The sequence below is a fragment of the Vibrio sp. Vb0598 genome (assembly GCF_033338935.1).
Taxonomy (GTDB): Bacteria; Pseudomonadota; Gammaproteobacteria; order Enterobacterales; family Vibrionaceae; genus Vibrio; species Vibrio alginolyticus.
This window is the reverse complement of the sequence record NZ_JAWOTP010000005.1, coordinates 41,586-63,646: the sequence shown is the minus strand read 5'-3', so window position 1 is coordinate 63,646 and position 22,061 is coordinate 41,586. Positions and strand designations below refer to the sequence as shown.

Here is a 22,061-nt window from a genome sequence, read left to right as displayed (position 1 = left end):
ATTAACAAAGAGTGATAAGAGTGTATAGCTGTCGAAAACTTTAGAATAATCGCTTCTTCAGAGTATAAACTTCGGTTTTTTCGATGTTAAGTTTACTATACATCGTATTTTCCAACATGACACTCAATTTTGATCGGAGATCGTATTTGTTTTTGTCGCACCAAATATTTATCAAGATGATGAGAAAATCAGCATAACACGGCTTGTACCATCATGATAACCCCGTACTTTTGAGAAAAAGCTAGGAAGCTTCGCGCACTAAAAAACCACCCGTAGGGGGTGGTTTTCTTCACAACTCAATAGCCTGTCAGCTGCATAAAGCCCCAAGCCTCATTGGAGCCGGAAGCTAAAGTAGGCCCTTCCCAGTAAGGTATTACAAAGGGTAGCCACATATCTGACTTGATAATGCGGGTAGTCAAATTAATTTGATGCTTCGGAATATTGATAATCCACTGCAAAGGTAACCTTCTTCCATTGGATAAACTGGTCACTTGCATTGGTTTAATACTGATATCATCGTCTGAGAGGTTGATGACTTTACCTGAGCGTGTCGACAACGTGCCAAACACGTGCGGTGTTTGCCCATGGTGACGATAACGGCTAACAGTTAATGCTCGACCATCATCTAAATTGAAAACAAACCAATCCCAGCCTTGTTGCCCCTCACCAATTAAGCCGCTGCCCCACTCTTTTTGCGCCCAAGCAGAACCCGTCACTGAGAATCGCTTACCATTTAAGCTTAAGCTGCCTTTTACTTTTAAAAATGGAGCACTGAAGCTGAAAGAAGCAACAGATTGCAACGCATGTTTAACTTGGAAGCCTTTGTCTCCATTCACCACAAAGGGGCCGCTTGTCATGGTATTGAGCTCAAGTCCAAACGTATCAGTATTCACATTCAAGTTGCCCGGGAAAGGCGTCGCACCGAGTGATCGCCAAGTCCAATTATCAATCCATAACCTGAAAGGACGATTGATCATACCAGCTTGGCCTATCCCACCTCTAGCTACCCGTTGCTCTTTCCATACATGCGAGCCATGACTGACGACAACATGTGAAATGTACAATTGAGGGTTCTGCCAACCGCTGGTTTCTCGCTCGTCCGTCGCAACCCTGAAATAGCTCCATTGAACATTGTAGATCTTGCCTTGCTCATCTTTTAGTTTCGCAAAGTAGTGCCACCATTCATGCTGATACTCGGGATGAAAGCGAAAGTCTGAGGGTAAAGAGACATGCTCATTAGGTAGTACAGGCTCGAAAATCGTTTGATTTTCACGCGTTAAGATAGAATCAAGTTCGCTTTCTCGTGTTGCTGTCGCCTCTAACCAAAAAGTTGAGTAAAAAGCAGCCCCAGTCAGAAAAGCGAACGTAACAACAATGAGCGTTGAAACCAACAAGCGTTTTTTAGAGCCCATTTTTTTCATTACAACGCGTCCCTTAATGACTTCATCGGTGTACTTTTGATCATTCTAATAACTGGCAATGCGCCAGCAACCATGATGGCAAGCATCGCCCAAGCAATGGTTTGAGCATACTCCCATGGAATCGTTTGAAGCTCTAGAGACCAGCCAAATGATTGCTTAATGATAATATCAACGATCAAATGTGCGAGCGCCAAGCCGAGCGGCACTGCAATAATCGCAGAAATGGCTCCGAAGACGAATAGCTGCAAACCACCTAATACGACAAGTTCTTTTCCGGACACACCCATGCACCTTAATAAGGAAAAATGCCGCTGCCGTGAAAGTTCTCCTGCCAACGTCGCAAAGAATAAACCAAACACGGCAATAATCAGCGTGATATTGCCCAAGGTTCCTGCTATCGCAAAGGTATGATCAAACACTCTCATTGCTTGGCTATAAATATTACCGTTATCAAACACACGATCTTGCGGGAGACGGAATACATTCTCTAAGCGATTTTTCAGCCCTTCTCCATTGACGTTATCTTTTAATACTACGCCAAGACCAACATTACCCGTACCTGCAAATGCATACAGCCAATTCCGGTGCGACATCATCACCTGGTTATATGGGTTTCCATAATCGTAGTAAACGCCTACGACTTGCCAATCACCACCAAGCGGTTCTTGCAAGTTAATGAAATCGCCAGGGCGGATATCCAGCTTCAAGGCCATCGACTCACTGACCATTAAGCTCTTGGTAGCGTGCAGTTGATACCAGTAATTTGGGACACCTAACTTGACGGTAAGTGAGTCTAACTCACCTTCAGAAGAGCCAGTACTCACAACTTGCAGAGCACCATGCTCGGTCGGCATATCTTTTTCCCAGCGCCACCAAACCGAGTTCACCTCTGGCTGATTCTGGAGCCATGCGCTCATCCTAGCGGCTGAATTGTTAGTCGGATAGATGTACACATCAGCGGCTAATCGCTGATTTAGCCACTTATCGGTTGTATCTCGAAAGCTTCCGACCATTGTTTCTACACCAATGTTTGCCGCCAGCGCTAACATAAACGCCATCGTAGCCACACCTCGATAGCTCATGCTGGCTGCTGCATCAGCAAAAAACCAACGGACACGAACCCATCGCATGGTATAAGAAAAACTTTGGAACATATGCCACATAATAAATGGCATAAACAACGCCACACTAATCAACATCAGCGCAATAATTGCAAAGCCGGTTTCTTGTGTTTTCGGCGCCTGATATACCGCTATTGCAGCGACACAAAACGCACATGCCGCAAGCGCCTGCCAAGAGAACTCTCTTCCAGCAAATCGCATTAGCGACAGTCGAGAAGAAAGGCGGATTGGTTGTGACTTCAACAAACGGATTAATGGCCACAGACACGATATCAACGCACCCATCGCTGCCATGATTAGACTGTATAAGCTAGATTGCCATGACCATCCTATGGTTAAGCCTACGTTGGCATCATACAAATCACTCAGGCTCGAAGACACTGCTGGGATAAGTTCATTTGCTAAGATCAAGCCAAAAAAGTTACCACACGCCCACGCAATAAAGACGAGCAAAGACAACTCTAGTAATAAAGCTTGCGCTAACTGTGTTCCGTTAACACCAGTCTGTCTCAAAATACCTACCAAACGTTGTCGCTGGATGAAAGACAGAGACATCGCTTGATAAAAAATAAACAACCCGACCAAAAACGACAGCATTCCCATCGCGGTGAGATTCATATGGAATGCGTTAGTTAGCGACTCAAGCTCTGTACGCGTATTCCTAACGAGCGTCATTCCGTTTGGCAGCATGTTTTTCAGTGCTATTAGCTTTTCCTCTGGCATTTCACCACAAGAAATCGCAGACAAACCTGAGCTCCGCTTGAGCATACGCAACAACGATATATCAGTAACCAGCCGAGTACCCGAAAGCATCTTGTCCTTATCTACTTGAATAGGCCCAAGACGACTTCCGTCATTCATCTCAATGAAGTCCCCATCCTGCCAACTCATGTAAGCGGCCAAATCTTGACTAACAAGAATAGGATAAGGAGGCTTCATTAGTGATAAAACAGGCATCTCACCTAGCGATTTTCCTTGTTGTAGTGGGATCATCGCGACAGGATCTATCCCCACCAACATCAGGCTCATATCGGTCTTGGCATCTAGATGAAGCACGTCAAACGGTGCACATTGGTTGAACCCAGCTCGACGTAACTGAATATAGAAACCTTGAGGAATTTTATTGGCAGAGTGCTTCGTTCGGATTCGGTATGGCAAAGGATTGGAGAAAAGCTTTTCCCCAGTAGCATAACTTTGTTTTGCATGCTGGTTGATAGAAGTAACACCAACAAGGAGGGACACGCCTAAAGTTAATCCCAGCCAGACAAGAATAATTTGTAGAGGGTAACGACGGTAATGACCGAGTAGTGCCTTAACTACGGGCCATAACATGTAGCTGCCCTCCTTGAAGTCGAATCTTTCCTTCCATATGGGCGGCCACTTTTTCACTGTGCGTCACTAACAGCAAAGTACACTCCAGTTGGCGAGCGAGACTCGTTAGTAAGCGCATTACGGCTTCTGCGTTTCGCTCGTCTAGGCTACCAGTTGGCTCATCAGCAAGCAGGATTTTTGGCTCCATATAGAGTGCACGAGCAATCGCCGCACGTTGTTGCTGACCACCAGACGCCTCTTCCGGATAACGTCCTAGCAATGGCATTAAGTCCAAAGCAGAAAGAATTTGACGCCACAACTCTTTATCTTCCGGCAGACCTTTTAACTGACGACAAAAACGAATATTGTCGGCAATATTAAGTGTAGGAAGCAGGTTGAATTGTTGGAAGATATTCCCAATATTGTTGCGGCGATAAAGGGTTCTTAAATGCTCCGGTGCTTCATGCATAGCAAAATTTGGAAACTGCACTTCACCAGAGTCAGCAGTATCTAATCCGGCGATTAAATTCAGCAGAGTACTTTTACCCGAACCACTTTCTCCCATCAGAGCGACTTGGTCACCTTGCTGCAATGTTAATTCTGCCCCTTGTAATACAGGGTGAAACTCTCCCCCGTCTACATAGCCTTTACATAGGTCTGACAGTTTTAACATTGATTATGCCGCTCGGATGGTGTTTAAAAATTGGGATCAGAATCTACACTAAAATCCTGTTAGTAGAAAGTATTTTGAATGCTTGATCACACTATGGAAGTACAAATGCAACTCGATTCACTTTCTGTTGCTAATTTTGTTGACGTTTTGAGCAGATTTTTGCAGCCAAAATAAACTCTGTTCCTCTTTACTGGCCAATCAGGTTTCTCATCCATTTTTGGCTAACCATTCTTGGCAAGCAAATCGCCCACTTCACAACTTCTTCCGTCAAAAAGAGTAAGTAAACCCATTGTGGATCCCAATTGAGATAAATCGCTGCAAATGCTGCGAGTGGAATCCCGATCACCCACTGCGCCAAGATGTCTTGATACAAACAAAACTTAACATCACCGCCCGCACGTAATACACCAACAATCGCCATCATCGGCACCGAGCGTAGCACGACACCCAACGCTAGAATCACCATAAACTGTTCAGCTAACTCGCGAGTGTCTGTCGTCAGCGCACTAAACGCATTAAGGATCCATTGATTTGACACTATCAACAAGACGGCGACCACAAATGCGATAAGCACATTCAAAATGACCGTAGCCCATGCTTGATAATAAACGGGTTCAAAATTACGAGCGCCGAGCTGGTTCCCGACTAGAACTGCAGCCGCATTCGATAAACCAATCATCATCGCCAATGCGATCGACTCTACAGGTGTCATTACGGAAAGTGCCGCCAAACCTTGTACACCTGCTTGCCCCATGATGGCATGATAAGCAAACAGCCCACCAGCCCACGCCAAGAAGTTAAATGTGGTTGGCAAAGAGAGGCTCAAGAAACGCGTAATTTTATCTAAGACCAATCCTGCGCGTATATCATCCCAACCAAATGCGATTATGTGTTTTTTCAACCATAGATAACCAAACAAGCAACCTACTTCGATCGCGCCACTGATTACCGTTGCGATCGCTGCTCCCGTAATACCCAGAGCAGGAAAGCCTAATTGACCAAAAATTAAAACCCAGTTAAGAAACACATTAGATAAAATGCCTATACCACTAAAAAAAGTGCTTAGGCCTGGTTGGTGCATCGCCCTTAGGCCCACCGACATACTGGCCACACATGCAACAGCAAACATGCTAACCGACGAAATAATGAGATAGCTGGCCCCTAATTCAATCACTTCTTGTGAATCGGTAGTCAAGCTCATGATGAGTTGTGGAAAAACAACAAACAAAGCAACAGCAATCGCAGCAAACATCATTGCGATCATCCATGTTAAAGCGGTACTGCGACGCACCCCAACTTTATCGCCAGCCCCCCAATATTGAGCAGTTAACAACGCACCGCCCGTTGTCACCCCAACTAACATGATGGTGGTGACGAAAGTCGCGCGCGCAGCAACTCCAACTGCGGCAATTTCTGCTTCGCCAAGTTGACCAAGCATAAGAACATCGACGAGGCTTCGGCTTGAAAACATCATGCTTTGCAGTGTAATTGGTAACGCGATTGCAAATAAACGACGTAAGAATGCTTTATCTGCGTGTATTGAGAGTTGAGAAAGAAAAGTCACAAGCGCTCCAACGACAACTTATTGATAGAATGGGGAAAGTGTCTCATGATTATACTCTGTGGTGTTTATTCCACCAACGATAAAAGGACAGATAATGAAAAAGGTGTTGGTGCTAGGCGCCTCGGGTTACATTGGCTCTCAACTTCTTCCGTTACTTTTAGATAAAGGTTACGCCGTCACAGCAGCGGCGCGACATATTGATTATTTAGAGTCAAGAACTCAGCCTCACCCTAATTTAACGTTAAGGTATCTCGACTTGGCTGACGCAGAGACCACGAAGGCTGTAGTGAACGATTTTGATTTAGTATTTTTTCTCGTGCACGGGATGGCTCAAGGTGATGACTTTGTTGAGTACGAACTAAACCTTGCTTTGAACTTCAAATATGCGTTGGAACAAAGCTCCGTCGAGCATGTTATCTATTTGAGTGCCATTCAACCTCAAACCGGAAACTCTCGCCATTTAGCCGCTCGTAAAGCCACGGGAAAAATAATTCGACAGTCTGGTATTCCAGTAACTGAATTGCGTGCTGGCGTTATCATCGGCCCCGGCTCTGCTGCTTTCGAAATCATGCGTGACTTTGTCTACAACTTACCTATTTTGATCGCGCCTAAATGGGTCGACTCAAAAGCGAACCCTATTGCCTTGCCCAATCTCAACCACTATTTGTTGAAGTTAGCAGAAGCCCCCTCTCCAGAAGAAAGTCAAATTTATGAAGTTGGTGGGCCAGATACACTTAGCTACCGCGAACAGTTCAAAGTCATTTGCCTAATCACCAACAAGCCGTATCGACTGTGGTCGACCCCGCTACTTACTCCGAAAATGGCATCGTACTGGCTAGGTTTAGTTACCTCAGTGCCAACTAGTATCGGTAAAGCATTACTTGCGGGCTTAGAACACGACTACATTGCAAACTCCAAAGCGATTGAAGAACGATTTCCTCAAACGCTGATCAGCTACGAGCAAGCGGTAACTGATACCATTCAAGATGAAGGCACATTTGTACGCAGTAATGTCTGGGGGTTTGAACCCGCAGCGCTTCGTCGATGGCAACCAGGATATGGCTATTACCCAAAACAAGCTGGAGCGAGCATTAAAACTCATGCCTCCGCTGCGGCATTATGGAAAGTGGCGCAAAAGATCGGGAGTCGCGAAAAAGGCTATTACTTTGCCAACATCTTGTGGCGTACACGTGAATGGCTCGATATCTTTTTTGGTGGCGGAAAACCGATTCGCGTTTCTCCTCCTGGACCAGAGCTTAAAGTCGGTGATTTTATTGACTCTTGGAAAGTGATTCGCTGCGATAATAATCAGTTTCTTTCACTGTTTTTTGGTATGAAAGGCCCAGGCCTTGGGCGTTTAGAAATTACCATCAAAGATCTCGGTGACGAACGAGAGCTGGATATTACCGCCTGGTGGCACCCGCAAGGGTTTCTTGGGCTGCTTTATTGGTTTGCAATGATGCCAGCCCATCTTTTCATATTTAAAGGCATGGTCAAAGCCATCGCGAAAGAAGCAAACCGTTTAGAAAACAAAAAGCCCCAATAACAGGGGCTTCTAAACACTCAAAATGTCACTTTAGTCAGCTTTGAACGAGAGTGGAATTTCGGCTAACTGGTTGCCTTCGTTTGCTGGAAAAATAAGGTACTCGCCATGGTATTTCACCATCGATTTGTAGTCTGTTACCTTATGAACCATAAAGCCCGCTTGCGCTGCTTTCTCAACAAACTCAGCATGATTGCCACGCACAAACCAACTCATTGGCTTTACGAGCCACTCGCCATCAAAACAGCTTTCGCATTGGTCTGCACATAACGCTAAAGAGTTTTGACCTTCAGTGAAGATTTGTACTTTGCCGCACCCAATCAGTTGCTCAGACGTTGAGACTTCCCAGCCTGCTTGCTCCATCAAATCAAGAAAAGACTCAATATCTGAATCTTTGAACACTTTGGAGTCTTCACCTTCAGGGAAGAATTGCGCATAAAAAGCAGAAATACGCTTGAAGATAAACAACAAACCAGCATCGTTCCCCTTTGAGCGACCTGCTTTTTGCCAACGCGTTAAGTCATCGCCCACTGTACGTCCGAAACGTTGTGATTTTAGCGCCTTTGTTACCCAACGCACTAAATAATGGTTATTCGCAACAGGGGCATTGGCTAACTTACCTGAGCGATGCTCTTGATCTAACTCTTCAAGTGCTGAGTTAACCAAGTTTTGAATTTCTTTGGTGTAATTCGACATTACGCCTTTCTTCCTAAAGTCCAATAAAACAGTGCTGAAAGCACAGAACAAGCAAACATCACGATGATCATCGGCCAAGCAACATTCCCGGGCAGTGATGCCACCAGCGCACCAACCAATGAACCGATACCGAATCTTAATGTCCCCGCTAGAGACGACGCCGTACCCGCCATTGATGGGTAACCACTTAAAAGCAGCGCCATCGCGTTACTACCTATCGTCGACAATGTACCGATAAACAGCACAACAAAAGGTACAATGCCCCATAATCCGAAGTCCATTAACCAACTTACGAATAAACCAATCCCCGCCAAAAGTTGCACGAACAACCCAAAACGAAGCATGGCATGGGAACCAACTTTCTTCACCAAGCGACCATTAATACTGGTCATGATGATCATCGCCACAATGTTCAAACCAAATAGGTAACCAAAGTGGTCTGGTCGAACACCATATAAATCAATATAAACAAACGAACCCGCCGTCAAAAATGCAAACATTCCGGAAAATGAAAACGCACCTGAGAGCATCAAACCGATCGCTTCAGGATTGGAGCATAATCTGGCGTAGTTTCTCAGCGTCGTGCGGAAACGAAGAGGCTGACGATTTTCAGGCTGTAACGTTTCAGGGATTTTCCAAAGTACGAGAAAAATCACGACTACAGCGAAAATAGCTAATACCCAAAAAATGGAACGCCAACCAAACCAAATCGCGAGATGGCCACCGATCATCGGTGCCACCAACGGCGCAATAGTAATGACCAGAGTAACGAAGGACATTGCGCGTGCAAAGTCTTCACGGTCAAACATGTCACGCACGACAGCTTGGATAATGACCGCCGCTGCCGCGCCAGCAAAACCTTGTGCCGTACGTACATAGGTCAGCGCATCAATGCCATTTGTTGTCGCACTCACAACAGCAGCCAAGCCGAAGAAAAGTACGCCTAAAATCAACACAGGTCTGCGACCAAAGCTATCGGCAAGCGGCCCGTGAATTAACTGGCCGATCGCAAAACCCGCGGTATAAGCCGTCAACGTAATCTGAACCGCGCCAGGCGCGACCCCCAAATCTTTCGCAATTGTCGGCATCGCAGGCAAATACATATCGATCGCCAAAGGCGTCAAAGCACCAATCGCTCCTAGTACCAGAAACAATAGAAAACTGATTTGGGATTGCGGAGCACTTTGAGCTTTTTCTGTCATTCTTTTACCTCTTGTTGGAGCCCTACCGTCAATACTTGCAGAACAAAGTGAAAATAACGGAAGTTCTCATATCGCTGAATGTAGAAGCCAAAAACCTGTTCTATCCAACGTTCGAGAATCATAAGGGCAAATATGTACCAAGGTGTGACCTTGACGAACTCGACATAGAAAAGCATGTGAAAGCGAAATGTGTTTATGGGAAACAAACACAATGCAGTAAAAATGATGGCGTTGACACCATCATTCCATTCACCGTAGCCGAAGGCTTTGCAATAAGAGTATGCATGCATCAGCTAAATGCAAAGGCATATCACTGAGATGAGTAAGCACACCGGAATTGTCTAGGCACTAATTTTGGTAGGAAAATTTATTTTGAGCCAATTCCTACCAAAAGACTAGTTCCTATTAGGAACTAAAGAATTTCCCATGCCGACAATTAATTCCAAATAGAATCAATTTCTTCTTGCGTGAGGTAGCGATAATCACCTGGTTCTAGTGCCTCATCAAGTTCGATAGAACCAATACGCTCACGATGTAAGTACTCAACTTTATTTCCTAACGCCGCGAACATACGTTTCACTTGGTGATACTTACCTTCCACGATAGTTAACAATACTTCATTCTCGGCCTCGTTCACGATTTCCAAACGAGCGGGCAATGTTGCTTCTGATTCATTGCGCAAAATGATGCCTTGTTCGAGCTTTTCCGCGTAATCTGGCTGAATAGCATCGACGAGCCAAACACGGTACGTTTTCTCACACTTATGCTTAGGTGAGGTAATACGGTGAGACCACTTACCATCATCCGTAATCAACACTAAACCAGTTGTGTCGACATCTAATCGGCCCGCAAAGTGAAGGTTTTCAATTTTAGGCTCATCAAGCAATGCGAATGCAGTTTGGTTGTAGCCATCTTCATGTGAACAAACAAAGTCAGCAGGCTTATACAACATAATGTAACGAGGACCAGGAGCACCAATAACACGGTCTTCCCACATCACTTCCGCACCTTTAGGTACTTTAAATGCACCACTTTTTTGAACCTCACCGTCAACGGTGATGTCTCCACTTTTGATGATCTTTGTTGCCTGTTTGCGTGTTGCACCCAGAGCGTCACACAAATATTTATCTAAACGCATGAATACCTCATTGAATTATACCCAAGTGACCTCTAAATATTGGTTTAAAGGTCACTTGGGTATAAAAGTCAGGTATTATAGCGTTCCTCGTTCGAATAGTTGAGCAATTTCACATATTTTCATGTACACACTTCGTCCTTATCAAGCCGACTCGGTTAAAGCCGTTATTCATTACTTTCGTAAACACTCGACACCAGCAGTGATCGTGCTGCCAACCGGTGCAGGAAAAAGCTTGGTGATCGCAGAACTTGCTCGCCTTGCGAAAGGACGAGTGTTAGTCCTCGCCCACGTAAAAGAACTGGTCGAGCAAAACCACGCAAAGTATGAAGGTTATGGTTTAAAAGGTTCCATCTTCTCAGCAGGATTGGGACGAAAAGAAACTGACCAGCAAGTCGTGTTTGCTTCGGTTCAATCGGTCGTACGTAACTTAGATTCGTTCAAAAACCAGTTTTCTCTGCTCGTTATTGATGAGTGCCATCGTGTGCCAGATGACAAAAACAGCAGCTACCAAAAAGTTATTACTCACTTACGAGAACTGAACCCTGGCATTAAGGTGCTGGGACTAACTGCAACACCCTATCGTTTAGGAATGGGCTGGATTTATCAGTATCACACCCGAGGTCAAGTGCGAACCGAAGAGCCTCGATTCTTCCGCGATTGTATTTTCGAACTGCCGATCCGTTACTTGCTCGACGAAAACTTCCTCACTCCAGCCCGCATGATGGATGCGCCCGTTTTGTCTTACGACTTCTCACAGCTGAAGCCCGCTAACACCGGACGCTACAAAGAAGCAGAAATGGACATGGTGATCGATAAAGCCAAACGTGCGACTCCACAAATTGTTGAGCAAATCATGCAATATGCGAAAGAGCGTCAAGGTGTCATGATCTTCGCTGCAACTGTTCGACACGCACAGGAGATACACAGTTTATTGCCAGAAGGCGAAACTGAAATCGTCATTGGTGATACACCTACGCCGGAGCGCGATGCGATCATCCAAGCGTTCAAGAATCGTCAAATAAAATACTTAGTCAATGTTTCGGTACTGACAACCGGGTTTGATGCGCCGCATGTCGATTTAATCGCGATTTTGCGACCAACAGAGTCAGTCAGTCTATACCAGCAGATTGTAGGGCGAGGATTACGCTTATCAGACGGAAAATCAGAATGTTTAGTGCTTGATTACGCAGGCAACAGCTACGATTTATACCAACCTGAAGTCGGTGGTCCCAAACCAGACTCTGACAGTGAAATTATCACGATTCCTTGCCCGGCTTGCGGATTCAATAACAACTTCTGGGGTAAGTTGGATAGTAACGGTTTCTTGGTTGAACACTTTGGCAGACGTTGCCAAGGTTACTTTGAAGATGAAGACACAGGCGAACGTGAACACTGTGGCTACCGTTTTCGTGCCAAATACTGTGGTGAATGTGGTGCGGACAACGATATCGCTGCACGAATTTGTCATGAGTGTGACGCGACGCTCGTTGACCCAGATAAAAAGCTAAAAGAAGCCCTTAGTCTCAAAGATGCATTAATCTTTGAATGCACAGAAATGGACCTATCTGTATTTAAGTCCAGTGATGGTAAATCTCAGCTAAAAGTGACGTATTCTGGTGAACCATACCAAGGCGAAGGCAATGCGTTAGTTCATGAGTTTTGGTCATTGGGTACCAAAAAACAAAAACAAACGTTTAAAGATCAGTTCGTACGTCCCCACTTAGCAGACAAGCATCGCCCTTTTGAAGAGGCTTCACCGACACGCGTTGTCGCTAATCAACATCGTTTCCGTTTGCCTCAGTTTGTTATTGCTAGAAAATCTGGTCGCTTTTGGAAGCTGCGAGATAAAATTTTTGAAGATGAGTTGAAATAACATCGACAACACATGGCAAAACTTAATTAGCTGATTCACTCTCTGTTCATCTATCTCCGATATACTGCGGCTAACGCTCCAGAAAAGGTTTGACTATGTATAAAGCAACGAACTCTCTACATTCTGCGTTACTTTTCGGCCTTATCACGACATTCATGTGTGCACCAAGTTTTGCCAAGCATGGCAACGAGTACACATCACAAAATGGCCACGCCATCGTGCAAGATGTCGAAAAGCCAGGAACACGCATCGAATTCGATGAAGATCAAGATGAGGTCTATCGCGCGGTTCAACAAGGATATATACGACCATTTTCGGAACTTTACGCCGCAGTAGAAAACGACCTATACGGCCGCATCATCAAGGTCGAGCTTGAAGAAGATGAAGGTGCTTGGGTGTATGAATTGAAAATTCTGTACAACAATAGCGTCCTGAAAGTTGAGTACGACGCCGCCACGCTGGAAATGCTTGAGATCAAAGGTCGCAGCTTTAACAAAGCGTTAAAGCCGCAAAACAACTAAACTTGTCTAATGCGTAATCCAGACACGATGCGTAGCTTACTTCGATAAAAATCCAAACATAATCAGAATCATCAATATGAAAATACTTGTTGTTGAAGATGATCCTCGTTTAGGCGAGCAAATCATCGAAACATTAGAAAGTACCGGCTGGGTACCAGAACTGTCCCAAGATGGCATAGACGCTCTGTATCGCGCGACTTCGGAAGAATGGGACGCCATTGTTCTTGACCTCGGCTTGCCAAAACTGGATGGTCTTACCGTCCTAAAAGGCATCCGAGATGAAAACATTAATACTCCTGTCGTGATTCTAAGCGCTCGCGACACCCTAACGCAGCGAGTTGAAGGCTTAAACGCAGGTGCAGACGATTACCTAACTAAACCATTTGAAATGGTTGAGCTTATCGCTCGTATTCGTGCACAGCTACGAAGAGCCTCTGGTAATGCCTCTCCTGTGATGCAAATTGGCGACTTGAGCTTAGATACACGCACTTCTAAAGTCATGTGGCAAGGGCAAGCGGTAAGCTTGACGGCGCTAGAGTATAAAGTGGTCGCTTACTTTATGCATAACCCGGAAAAAGTGATTTCTCGAACCGAACTCGTCGAGCACATTTACAAACAAGACTTTGATCGTGACTCCAACACAATCGAAGTTTTTATCGGCCGAATTCGCAAAAAAATCGCACCAAAGATCATCAAAACTGTCCGAGGGTTGGGATACCAATTAAATGCCGAATAGAAACAGGCTACCGTTGAACGCAATAAAACGACTGAGTATCAAAAGTCGCCTCGTTTTAGCGGCGATCGTTTGGTTAACGGCAATGATCCTCGCCGCTGGTGTGACGATACCGACGCAGGTCTACAACTATATGGTTGATGACACTCGCTCACAGCTCAGCATTTTTATGGATGAAGTCGCCGCACAGTTAGAAGTCGATAACACCGGGCATCTTTCACTCGCAGCTCAGCTATCAGACCCTCGATTTAACCGACCTTACAGTGGTTTGTATTGGAGCGCCTCTACAGAGGCAAGCCTCGAACGTTCTCGTTCGTTGTGGGACAAAAAAATCGAATACAAAGGTTTGGATAAAGATGCGTATGGAGCAAGAGGCGAAAAACTAATTACGCTAGAAAAAGCGCTGTATCTTCCTGATTACGATGGTCCTATTCACATTATTATTGGTATTGACGAAGAGCCCATTAAAAATACCCTTCAGACGTTAATCGGCCAACTTTGGCTTATTTTGGGTTTATTATTCGCGGGCGTGCTTACCGTCATTTTACTGCAAATTGCTTGGTCATTGAGTCCGCTTACAAAGCTACAAAAAGAATTAGCCGAGCTGAAGTCTGGTAATAAAAAGAGTCTAGAAGAAACCTACCCAAAAGAGATTTCTCCTCTAATCTTCGACCTCAACGCTCTGCTGTTCCATTACCAAGAATTACTAGAGAGAGCTCGCAATCATGCAGGTAACCTATCTCATGCACTTAAAACGCCACTTTCTGTTCTAAAAAATGAAGTTCAGACGTTAGAACCTGAGGCACAATCCCGTCTCCGAGCTCCAATCAATCAAATACAAGACCATATCGATTACCATTTGGGTCGTGCCCGTATGGCCGGATCGATGAACATATTATCAGTGAAGTCGAACCCAGCAGATCGTGTGGATGCTATCTCAATGGCGTTTGATAAAGTGTATGCGAGCCGAAGCATTACCTTAATTAATGAACTTGATTCAGAGCTGAATGTAGCAGTAGAGCAGACCGATCTCGATGAAATGCTAGGTAACTTGCTAGAAAATGGCTATAAGTGGGCCAACAGCATGATTCGTGTGCACTCCTCTCAGGATAAGGAAAATATACACATCATTATTGAAGATGATGGGCCAGGTATCCCTAAAGAGAAACTGAGTCAAGTAATCAAGAGAGGAGTTAGATTGGATGAAACAACCCCTGGCTCAGGTCTTGGTCTAAACATAGTCAGTGAAATGGCACACAGTTACCGAGGTCAATTAACATTGGATACAAGCGCTTTAGGTGGATTAAAAGCATCTTTAGTCTTACATCTCAGCCGAACATAAAGCATATAACACATAAACTTTGTTTTTCGGACCATGATCAGTAAACCGATGAAAATGAAGTCGATGTGAACAAAATCCAAGCAAAGCGTTAAAAGGGATAGCCTTCCACCCCGCTAAATCATACCTTTTTGTTGGTTTGGATACGATTTGGGTTGCCCATTTAGAAGTGGAATGATAGTATCCGCGCTCGCTTGAACAGTTCCTGTTTCAAGCTTTACCACGAACAACAAGGTCGCATTGTTGATTGTGAACATTTGATTTTTACTAATTTGAGAGTAAATACTATGAAATTCGAAGCAGTAGTACGTACTGAACTAGGTAAAGGTGCGAGCCGCCGCCTACGTCACGCTGGCAAATTCCCTGCAGTTGTATACGGCGGTGAAGAAGCAGCAGTAGCTATCGTTCTTAACCACGACGACATCGTAAACCAAATGGACAAGCCTGAATTCTACGAAGGCATCGTTCTAGTTATCGATGGCAAAGAAGTTAAAGTTAAGCCACAAGACGTTCAACGTCACGCGTTCAAGCCAAAAGTTGAACACATGGACTTCATCCGTATCTAATTCCCTACGAAGGAATTAATCGGATTAAATCCAAACCTTTTGCATAAAAGATAATCGGACTTACCAACCGAGACATCTAAAAAATTTCAAAACCCCGGAGTCTTACCACCTCCGGGGTTTTACTATATTTGGCATATAGCATTTGATTTATGATCGGGCAATATACTTCACTAAAGTGAGATCGGTCAGCGTCATACTCTCAATCACTTCCGACTCTTCCTCTCCAGTACGCACAAAACCACACTTCTTGTAAAAGTTAAGCCCCTGTTGATTAGTATCCAGTGCTTTCAAACTGATCTGCATAACTGACGTAGAGAGCAAACGTGTCTCTAACTCATCTAACAGTGCACTTCCTGCTCCTTGCCCATAATGTAGCGGCGTAACGTAGCAACATGTCACTAATGCCGTTTTATCTTCGCTGGTGTGGTTAGGTAACTCGTAACTTAAAAAGCCAACAATTTCTCCTTGCCTCTCAACTACGATCAATTGGGCCAGTTGCTCCGTCATCACTCGTGCCCACATCCTTTCTCGACGCTCAATCGTAAACTGCTCTATGTAGCTCTTTGGCATTAATCCTTTATACGCCACCTGCCAAGAGTCAACGTGTATCTTGGCGATTTGGGCTGCTTCCTTTTTGAGTGCGTCCCTTACTGTGTATCTCATAAGCATCCTTTATTAGCGTTCACCACTTACAAATTCTTTTAACCCTACCCTTTAAACCAAAGCTCAAAGATAACGGCTACAGTCGCAACGCTTTACATTAATCCATTTCATTTTCATTAATTAAATGATAGTTCACATCATAATATTCGAAGAAGAACGATCCATTATTTACTTTTCATTTTGACTCATTAGGTTGAATCTATTTGTTTAAACACTCGAGTGTCCAATGCGGAATAAGCACGATAAGGTATCGGATGAGGATAAATAAACGATGCCTAAAGCATAAGGTTTCTAAACGATCGCAATTATAGTAAAGAGATAAATACAATTTTTGATAGAGTTTGGCAGAATAAAGCCATGATCAAATGAGTTTAAGCTCTGTGCTGTTCATTATGCATACAAACCGAGCCCCTCATCATTAGAGCGAAAATTTATAACGATTTGTGTCATACCTATTAGGAAAAACATAAACTTGGCAAAATAATCACCACAATCAGCGTAATACTTCGCAAAAATGCGCATTGATTCACACAAACAACACACATTCAATTAACTACCTCACAAAAAATAGAGCTAGCGATACAAAATAAATACTAAATACCAATTCTGTTTATTTATAGACGTAGTTTGCAGGCTTATTAATTCATTTCTCCGATAGAAGTATAAATAAGAGATAGATCACTAAAGTTTCACATTAATTCCGTATATTTCACGCCGTAACAATAACAAAATCACAAAGAAAGGATCCCTTATGAAGTTTTCCAAATCTCTTTTGGTAGTGGCAGTGGGCGCTGCGCTAGCAGGATGCGGCTCAGACAGCGACAATTCTCCAGTAACCTGCGAGACTGCAGATTCTTGTACTAAGTTCACCGTTCTCCACACTAACGATAACCATGGTCGCTTTTGGCATAACAGCGACGGCGAATACGGCATGGCTGCGCGTCACACTTTAATCGAATCTATCCGCGCAGAAGTCGAAGCAAAAGGCGGTGAAACCATTCTGCTATCTGGCGGTGATATTAATACTGGTGTACCAGAATCAGACATGCAAGATGCGGTTCCAGACTTCGTAGGGATGAACCTACTTGGTTACGATGCAATGGCTGTCGGTAACCACGAATTTGATAACTCACTAGATATTCTCGATATGCAGGCCGAGCTAGCTGACTTCCCTATGCTGGCTGCGAATATCTATAAAAAAGATACAAACGAGCGTTACTTCGACCCTTACAAAGTATTTACTATCAACGGCCTTAAGATCGCTGTTATTGGTCTAACAACGCAAGACACTGCGAAGCTAGTCAATCCAGACAACGTATCAAACATCCACTTCGAAGACCCTCAAGTAGAAATCAAAAAGGTACTGAAGGAAATCGAAGAGAACGAAAAGGTAGACCTAGTATTTGCAACGACGCACATGGGTCACTACGAAGATGGCAAAAACGGTAGTGAAGCACCAGGTGACGTTACACTCGCTCGCTCTCTTGAAGAAGGACAGCTAAACGCTATCATCGGTGGTCACTCACAAAACCCTGTATGTATGGAACCAGGTACCAATGAGTATGCTGATTTCAAACCTGGGGATGATTGTGCCCCAGACCAACAAAAAGGCACTTGGATTATGCAAGCGCATGAGTGGGGTAAATATGTGGGTCGTGCAGACTTCGAATACTACGACGGCAAGCTTCACTTAGCGAATTACGCACTGATTCCTGTAAACCTTCTAGACGAAAACGATGAAGTTATCGGTGAACGAATTCAACAAGATGCAACGGTAAAAGCGTTACTACTGCCATACCAACAACAAGGTCAAGAGTTATTAGATGAGAAGATTTCTAATACGACGGGTAAGTTAGAAGGTGATCGTAACGTAGTTCGCTCTCAACAAACTAACCTAGGTCACCTACTCGGCGAGGCATACCGTACTTACAAAACGGTAAATGCTGACTTTGGTGTGATGAACTCTGGCGGCGTGCGTGATTCAATCCAAGATGGTGATATCACTTACCGTGACGTACTAACGGTTCAGCCATTTGGTAACTTCGTGACTAAAGCAACTATGACAGGTAAAGAAGTTAAAGAATACTTAGATGTGGTTGCGACGAAATCTGCAGGCTCTGGTGCTTACGCTCAACTAGATAACATCACTTTAGATGTAAATTGTGATGCTGGCTCAGTAACCATTACCGATGTTAACAATAAAGGCTTCGATCTAGACGCAACGTACACATTCTCTGTAATCAGCTTCAGTGCTGCTGGTGGCGATAACTATCCAATCATCGATGTTCAATCTACACAGCTAACCGATGCATACGTTTTGCGCGAGTTCTTCGTAAACAACCCACAAATCTCTGCGGATAACTACAACAAGAACTTAGAGAACATCAAGTACTTCAGTAATGGCCAACCAGTAAAAGGCTGTCCTGCATCTGGTAGCTAATACTCAACACCTTCCCCCTGGCACTAAGAGCTTTTACAAGCAATTTCGTCAGGGCTTTCCTCAAAACCGAAGCTTTGTGCTTCGGTTTTTTATTTTCGATAAATTACTGAAAACTCTCCACCTTCACAATATGTTCAAAAATTGTTCATTTGTGTTATTGACGCCCCTGTGTTGGGCTTCTATGTTTGATAAGGTCTTTTAAATATGCAGGTTCATCGGCTAAATTTCGCGAAACATTTTTAATCGCATAGTCAATGATTCTGAGAAAGATGTGAATGGCGTTACAAACACTGCTCTCAAACAATTTGTCTTTGGACTTCAAACGATGGTGATGTGCCTCCACGCGCACACTAATGAGCAGCGATCTGGACGTCAATGTGTTCAAACTGCTGCCATCGAGTTCTGGAGGTCAAAAATGAAACGAGCCAGCAATAGCTACAGACTCCAAATGATCAAAGAAGTAGTTACCCGTAGAGAGCGTGAAGCTTGTACGGATCCTATGGCGAGATACATTCATCAACTCATGGATGAACGCCCAACAAGTAAATTAGATGTTGAATTCAATCATCGATTTTCAGGAAATCACTTCGACGAACAAGCGGGAGGCTGGGTTAGCGACCGTTGGTCGATGAAATAACGCCAATTACCGCTTTATAGGGAAAATGGATAGGAGATTCCCGGTTCTTAAAGGACACCTTGCCGGACCGGGAATATGTAAAAGCCTAATCAGAACCGAAAGCGAAGGCGTAACCCCACAGACTGAACAAGAGTTCTAGAATAAGTCTTGTTGAGGCGATGACTCATCTTGAAGCTGTTCTGGCTTCGTCTTCCCTGCCAACATCTTTCTTCTGTACCTTTGACGACACAACTTAATAACGTGCAACTGCTGAGCGGGGGTTAAGTTAAGCCAATTAAACCTTTCCTCTCTCTTTCTCATACACCCCTTGCAATACCCTTTTTCATCGGAGGTACATACTCCAACACAAGGGCTTGGGACAGTAAAAAACTCCAGTTGCTCCATACTAAAACCGCTCTTTCCATATTAGGGCGTATTGGCCTAGTTTAAATAATGATAAGATTAGTCAGCAACAAAACCTGCTATATACTTCGTTATGTCAAAAACATACGAAACCATAACCTTATGCTGACAAAAACAGTGTTTTATTACTTATACTTACCGCGTTTATAAAAACGGAGTCTATAAAATGAAGCTTAGCCTAAAAACGTTAGTTACAGCAATCTCTCTCCCTGTTCTTATGACTGCTTGTGCTAGCAACGGTGATAATGTGAAAGAAATAACGGCTCAAGATTTGCAGCACCACAACTGGGAACTTGTTCAAGTTGATGGCAAAAATATCGTTCTAGACGAACACCAAAAAGCGGCTCGCCTAGAAATCGGTGAAAATCTAACCGCAAACGGCAACGCAGGTTGTAACAACTTCTTCGGTCAAGCCGAGCTGAAAAACAACCAACTACGCATCGAAAAAATGGGCATGACCATGAAGATGTGTATGGAAGATCAAATGAAGATCGAAAACGCAATGACACAAACACTATCTAACTGGAGCGATATCACGCTAACTACAGATGGTCTTGTACTGAAAAGTGCCGATCACGAATTGACGTTTACACTACGTGACTGGGTAAACTAATCCCAACTAAGTAAACCAGATAGTATCTTAAAGCAGCCAAACGGCTGCTTTTTTTATATCGATGAATCGTTAGTCATGCATGCCAAAGTCATTTAAATGGCCAACTTTCTTTCTCTTTTCGCCCTCAATTCCATGCTTTAAACATCAATTTTGCTCTGTAAAACAACCTATTCATATCTCTGGGGACAATAATTTTCAATTACTTGAAAGAATATCCTCAAACAAACGGTCTGCTCCTAAAATGACACCAAATTTGTCCTTTCTTCGTTTTGCTTCACATTGAGAGTAATTCTTTGAATCAATGAGTGATTCCGTTTGGGATTGGCATTGATAATAGAGAGAGATGAATTACTATCCTTGTAACAGAGCGGAACGACTTGCGAAAACGTCAATAGAAACGAAAGCAAGCACCAAAAGACATAACACGGAATAGATATGAAAAAGCTACTCAGCAGCATTGGCATTTTAGCCACGACTTTTGCGACACCTTCTTTTGCCGATTCATCAGTGAATAGCGAATGGCAAAAAATCGAACAACAAGCCGACGGGCAATCCGTCTACTTTCATGCTTGGGGCGGAAGCCAAGAAATTAATCGCTACATACAGTGGGCGAGTAGAGAGCTAAAATCACGTTATAACGTGACGCTAAACCACGTTAAAGTAACTGATATTTCTGAGACCACTACTCGACTTATCGCAGAAAAAGCGGCAGGCAAAAACAGCGGTGGCAGTGTTGATATGGTTTGGATCAATGGCGAAAACTTCAAATCAATGAAGGATAACCAATTGCTATTTGGTCCTTTTGTCGAAGGTTTGCCAAGCTGGCAATATGTGGATAAATCTCTACCAATTGATGTGGACTTCTCCGAGCCAACAGAAGGTCTAGAAGCACCTTGGGGAGTAGGACAATTAGTGTTTATCCATGACGAGCAAACCCTCCATAACCCTCCAAAATCATTCGCAGAAATGCTGAGCTATGCAAAAGCGTTCCCGAATCGCCTGACTTACCCTCGACCACCAGAGTTTCATGGCACAAGCTTTATCAAAGCATTACTCATTGAACTGTCTAACAACGCCCCTGAGCTGCAACAACCAGTTACCGATGACACGTTTGAGCAAGTCACTCAACCGCTGTGGTCTTATCTAGATGAGTTCCATAAAGTCGCTTGGCGCGGTGGTAAGCAGTTTCCAGGCGGTACAGCAGAAACCCTTCAGCTACTAGATGATGGTCAGACTGACCTGGCGATTACCTTTAACCCGAACGCGGTTTTCTCTGCGCAGTCGAGCGGTAATCTTGCAGAGAGCACCAAAGCGTACGCAATGGACGCAGGAGCACTCTCAAATATCCACTTTTTAGCGATTCCTTGGAACGCAAATGCCAGTGCTGGTGCACAAGTTGCGATAAACTTTTTATTGAGCCCTGAAGCACAGTCTCGCAAAGGTAACCTAAACATCTGGGGCGACCCTTCGGTACTAAGCAACCAATACCTAACTGGTTCGGCCAAAAACACTCAACAATTCAAATCTATCGCTGAGCTACATCCAAGTTGGCAAGCTGCGTTGGAAAAAGAATGGTTGAAACGCTACGGGAATTAGTAAGAATCC

19 protein-coding genes are annotated in these 22,061 nt (G+C 44.1%); 10 read left to right on the top strand and 9 right to left on the bottom strand.

Features of this window, described 5'->3' with window-relative positions:
• Positions 1–296 precede the first annotated feature (296 nt).
• The 4 genes from R7Q38_RS07255 to R7Q38_RS07240 form a co-directional block, all read right to left on the bottom strand.
• The gene (locus tag R7Q38_RS07255) at positions 297–1,421 is read right to left on the bottom strand and encodes a lipocalin-like domain-containing protein (RefSeq protein ID WP_042521997.1); all 1,125 of its coding nucleotides are present in this window, start codon (positions 1,419–1,421) and stop codon (positions 297–299) included.
• Positions 1,421–3,874 carry an ABC transporter permease gene (locus tag R7Q38_RS07250; RefSeq protein WP_213970479.1) on the bottom strand — a complete coding sequence of 818 codons (2,454 nt, stop codon included), beginning with the start codon at positions 3,872–3,874 and terminating at the stop codon, positions 1,421–1,423. Before R7Q38_RS07250 ends, R7Q38_RS07255 begins: the two co-directional genes overlap by 1 nt.
• On the bottom strand, positions 3,855–4,526 hold the full coding sequence (locus R7Q38_RS07245; RefSeq protein ID WP_005378040.1) for an ABC transporter ATP-binding protein: 672 nt from the start codon (positions 4,524–4,526) through the stop codon (positions 3,855–3,857). The genes R7Q38_RS07250 and R7Q38_RS07245 overlap by 20 nt, the downstream gene beginning before the upstream one ends.
• 187 nt (positions 4,527–4,713) lie before the next feature.
• Entirely contained in the window at positions 4,714–6,090 is a 1,377-nt protein-coding gene (locus tag R7Q38_RS07240; RefSeq protein WP_239931981.1) for an MATE family efflux transporter, read from the bottom strand.
• Between the two features lie 94 nt (positions 6,091–6,184).
• Here R7Q38_RS07240 and R7Q38_RS07235 point away from each other — a divergent pair, with 94 nt between their 5' ends.
• Positions 6,185–7,636 (top strand): DUF2867 domain-containing protein, encoded by a 1,452-nt coding sequence (locus R7Q38_RS07235; RefSeq protein ID WP_213876563.1) that lies wholly within the window; start codon positions 6,185–6,187, stop codon positions 7,634–7,636.
• A 30-nt stretch (positions 7,637–7,666) separates the two neighbouring features.
• Here R7Q38_RS07235 and R7Q38_RS07230 read toward each other — a convergent pair whose 3' ends face one another.
• The 3 genes from R7Q38_RS07230 to rsuA all read right to left on the bottom strand — a co-directional run bounded on the left by R7Q38_RS07230 (position 7,667) and on the right by rsuA (position 10,669).
• Complete coding sequence (locus R7Q38_RS07230) at positions 7,667–8,329, bottom strand: DUF2913 family protein (protein WP_195723103.1); 663 nt, start codon at positions 8,327–8,329, stop codon at positions 7,667–7,669.
• A complete protein-coding gene (locus tag R7Q38_RS07225; RefSeq protein ID WP_017820848.1) occupies positions 8,329–9,531 on the bottom strand; it encodes a Bcr/CflA family multidrug efflux MFS transporter in 1,203 nt (400 codons plus the stop codon). The genes R7Q38_RS07230 and R7Q38_RS07225 overlap by 1 nt, the downstream gene beginning before the upstream one ends.
• 436 nt (positions 9,532–9,967) lie before the next feature.
• Entirely contained in the window at positions 9,968–10,669 is a 702-nt protein-coding gene (gene rsuA / locus R7Q38_RS07220) for a 16S rRNA pseudouridine(516) synthase RsuA (protein ID WP_005388670.1), read from the bottom strand.
• Between the two features lie 121 nt (positions 10,670–10,790).
• Between rsuA and R7Q38_RS07215 the strand changes: the two genes are divergently transcribed.
• From R7Q38_RS07215 to rplY, 5 genes are all read left to right on the top strand, one after another.
• A complete protein-coding gene (locus R7Q38_RS07215) occupies positions 10,791–12,542 on the top strand; it encodes a DEAD/DEAH box helicase (protein WP_318114173.1) in 1,752 nt (583 codons plus the stop codon).
• A gap of 155 nt (positions 12,543–12,697) precedes the next feature.
• Entirely contained in the window at positions 12,698–13,063 is a 366-nt protein-coding gene (locus R7Q38_RS07210; RefSeq protein ID WP_411913400.1) for a PepSY domain-containing protein, read from the top strand.
• A 76-nt stretch (positions 13,064–13,139) separates the two neighbouring features.
• Positions 13,140–13,799 carry a response regulator transcription factor gene (locus R7Q38_RS07205; protein WP_005378073.1) on the top strand — a complete coding sequence of 220 codons (660 nt, stop codon included), beginning with the start codon at positions 13,140–13,142 and terminating at the stop codon, positions 13,797–13,799.
• A complete protein-coding gene (locus R7Q38_RS07200) occupies positions 13,789–15,138 on the top strand; it encodes an ATP-binding protein (protein ID WP_005378071.1) in 1,350 nt (449 codons plus the stop codon). Before R7Q38_RS07205 ends, R7Q38_RS07200 begins: the two co-directional genes overlap by 11 nt.
• A 284-nt stretch (positions 15,139–15,422) precedes the next feature.
• Positions 15,423–15,701 carry a 50S ribosomal protein L25 gene (gene rplY, locus R7Q38_RS07195; RefSeq protein ID WP_005378066.1) on the top strand — a complete coding sequence of 93 codons (279 nt, stop codon included), beginning with the start codon at positions 15,423–15,425 and terminating at the stop codon, positions 15,699–15,701.
• Between the two features lie 147 nt (positions 15,702–15,848).
• On the opposite strand, the gene R7Q38_RS07190 is transcribed toward rplY, so the two are convergent.
• Complete coding sequence (locus R7Q38_RS07190; protein WP_017634886.1) at positions 15,849–16,364, bottom strand: GNAT family N-acetyltransferase; 516 nt, start codon at positions 16,362–16,364, stop codon at positions 15,849–15,851.
• Between the two features lie 751 nt (positions 16,365–17,115).
• Between R7Q38_RS07190 and ushA the strand changes: the two genes are divergently transcribed.
• Both ushA and R7Q38_RS07180 read left to right on the top strand, forming a co-directional pair.
• Positions 17,116–18,804: a bifunctional UDP-sugar hydrolase/5'-nucleotidase UshA gene (gene ushA, locus R7Q38_RS07185; protein ID WP_239938346.1), complete on the top strand. Its 1,689-nt coding sequence runs from the start codon at positions 17,116–17,118 to the stop codon at positions 18,802–18,804.
• A gap of 415 nt (positions 18,805–19,219) precedes the next feature.
• Positions 19,220–19,441: a hypothetical protein gene (locus R7Q38_RS07180; RefSeq protein WP_005386686.1), complete on the top strand. Its 222-nt coding sequence runs from the start codon at positions 19,220–19,222 to the stop codon at positions 19,439–19,441.
• A gap of 135 nt (positions 19,442–19,576) precedes the next feature.
• On the opposite strand, the gene R7Q38_RS07175 is transcribed toward R7Q38_RS07180, so the two are convergent.
• A complete protein-coding gene (locus R7Q38_RS07175; RefSeq protein ID WP_005378062.1) occupies positions 19,577–19,825 on the bottom strand; it encodes a DUF1289 domain-containing protein in 249 nt (82 codons plus the stop codon).
• A gap of 184 nt (positions 19,826–20,009) precedes the next feature.
• Between R7Q38_RS07175 and R7Q38_RS07170 the strand changes: the two genes are divergently transcribed.
• Together R7Q38_RS07170 and R7Q38_RS07165 are read left to right on the top strand one after the other, a co-directional pair.
• Complete coding sequence (locus R7Q38_RS07170; RefSeq protein ID WP_017634889.1) at positions 20,010–20,456, top strand: META domain-containing protein; 447 nt, start codon at positions 20,010–20,012, stop codon at positions 20,454–20,456.
• A 435-nt stretch (positions 20,457–20,891) separates the two neighbouring features.
• The gene (locus R7Q38_RS07165; protein ID WP_213871578.1) at positions 20,892–22,052 is read left to right on the top strand and encodes an ABC transporter substrate-binding protein; all 1,161 of its coding nucleotides are present in this window, start codon (positions 20,892–20,894) and stop codon (positions 22,050–22,052) included.
• The last annotated feature ends 9 nt before the right edge of the window (positions 22,053–22,061 follow it).

What these genes read in the sequence shown, in the direction of transcription:
- R7Q38_RS07255 (WP_042521997.1), bottom strand. Translation starts at nt 1,421, where the DNA reads ATGAAAAAAATGGGCTCTAAAAAACGCTTGTTGGTTTCAACGCTCATT.
- R7Q38_RS07250 (WP_213970479.1), bottom strand. Translation starts at nt 3,874, where the DNA reads ATGTTATGGCCCGTAGTTAAGGCACTACTCGGTCATTACCGTCGTTAC.
- R7Q38_RS07245 (WP_005378040.1), bottom strand. Translation starts at nt 4,526, where the DNA reads ATGTTAAAACTGTCAGACCTATGTAAAGGCTATGTAGACGGGGGAGAG.
- R7Q38_RS07235 (WP_213876563.1), top strand. Translation starts at nt 6,185, where the DNA reads ATGAAAAAGGTGTTGGTGCTAGGCGCCTCGGGTTACATTGGCTCTCAA.
- R7Q38_RS07230 (WP_195723103.1), bottom strand. Translation starts at nt 8,329, where the DNA reads ATGTCGAATTACACCAAAGAAATTCAAAACTTGGTTAACTCAGCACTT.
- R7Q38_RS07225 (WP_017820848.1), bottom strand. Translation starts at nt 9,531, where the DNA reads ATGACAGAAAAAGCTCAAAGTGCTCCGCAATCCCAAATCAGTTTTCTA.
- rsuA (WP_005388670.1), bottom strand. Translation starts at nt 10,669, where the DNA reads ATGCGTTTAGATAAATATTTGTGTGACGCTCTGGGTGCAACACGCAAA.
- R7Q38_RS07215 (WP_318114173.1), top strand. Translation starts at nt 10,791, where the DNA reads ATGTACACACTTCGTCCTTATCAAGCCGACTCGGTTAAAGCCGTTATT.
- R7Q38_RS07210 (WP_411913400.1), top strand. Translation starts at nt 12,698, where the DNA reads ATGTGTGCACCAAGTTTTGCCAAGCATGGCAACGAGTACACATCACAA.
- R7Q38_RS07205 (WP_005378073.1), top strand. Translation starts at nt 13,140, where the DNA reads ATGAAAATACTTGTTGTTGAAGATGATCCTCGTTTAGGCGAGCAAATC.
- R7Q38_RS07200 (WP_005378071.1), top strand. Translation starts at nt 13,789, where the DNA reads ATGCCGAATAGAAACAGGCTACCGTTGAACGCAATAAAACGACTGAGT.
- rplY (WP_005378066.1), top strand. Translation starts at nt 15,423, where the DNA reads ATGAAATTCGAAGCAGTAGTACGTACTGAACTAGGTAAAGGTGCGAGC.
- R7Q38_RS07190 (WP_017634886.1), bottom strand. Translation starts at nt 16,364, where the DNA reads ATGAGATACACAGTAAGGGACGCACTCAAAAAGGAAGCAGCCCAAATC.
- ushA (WP_239938346.1), top strand. Translation starts at nt 17,116, where the DNA reads ATGAAGTTTTCCAAATCTCTTTTGGTAGTGGCAGTGGGCGCTGCGCTA.
- R7Q38_RS07180 (WP_005386686.1), top strand. Translation starts at nt 19,220, where the DNA reads ATGAAACGAGCCAGCAATAGCTACAGACTCCAAATGATCAAAGAAGTA.
- R7Q38_RS07175 (WP_005378062.1), bottom strand. Translation starts at nt 19,825, where the DNA reads ATGGAGCAACTGGAGTTTTTTACTGTCCCAAGCCCTTGTGTTGGAGTA.
- R7Q38_RS07170 (WP_017634889.1), top strand. Translation starts at nt 20,010, where the DNA reads ATGAAGCTTAGCCTAAAAACGTTAGTTACAGCAATCTCTCTCCCTGTT.
- R7Q38_RS07165 (WP_213871578.1), top strand. Translation starts at nt 20,892, where the DNA reads ATGAAAAAGCTACTCAGCAGCATTGGCATTTTAGCCACGACTTTTGCG.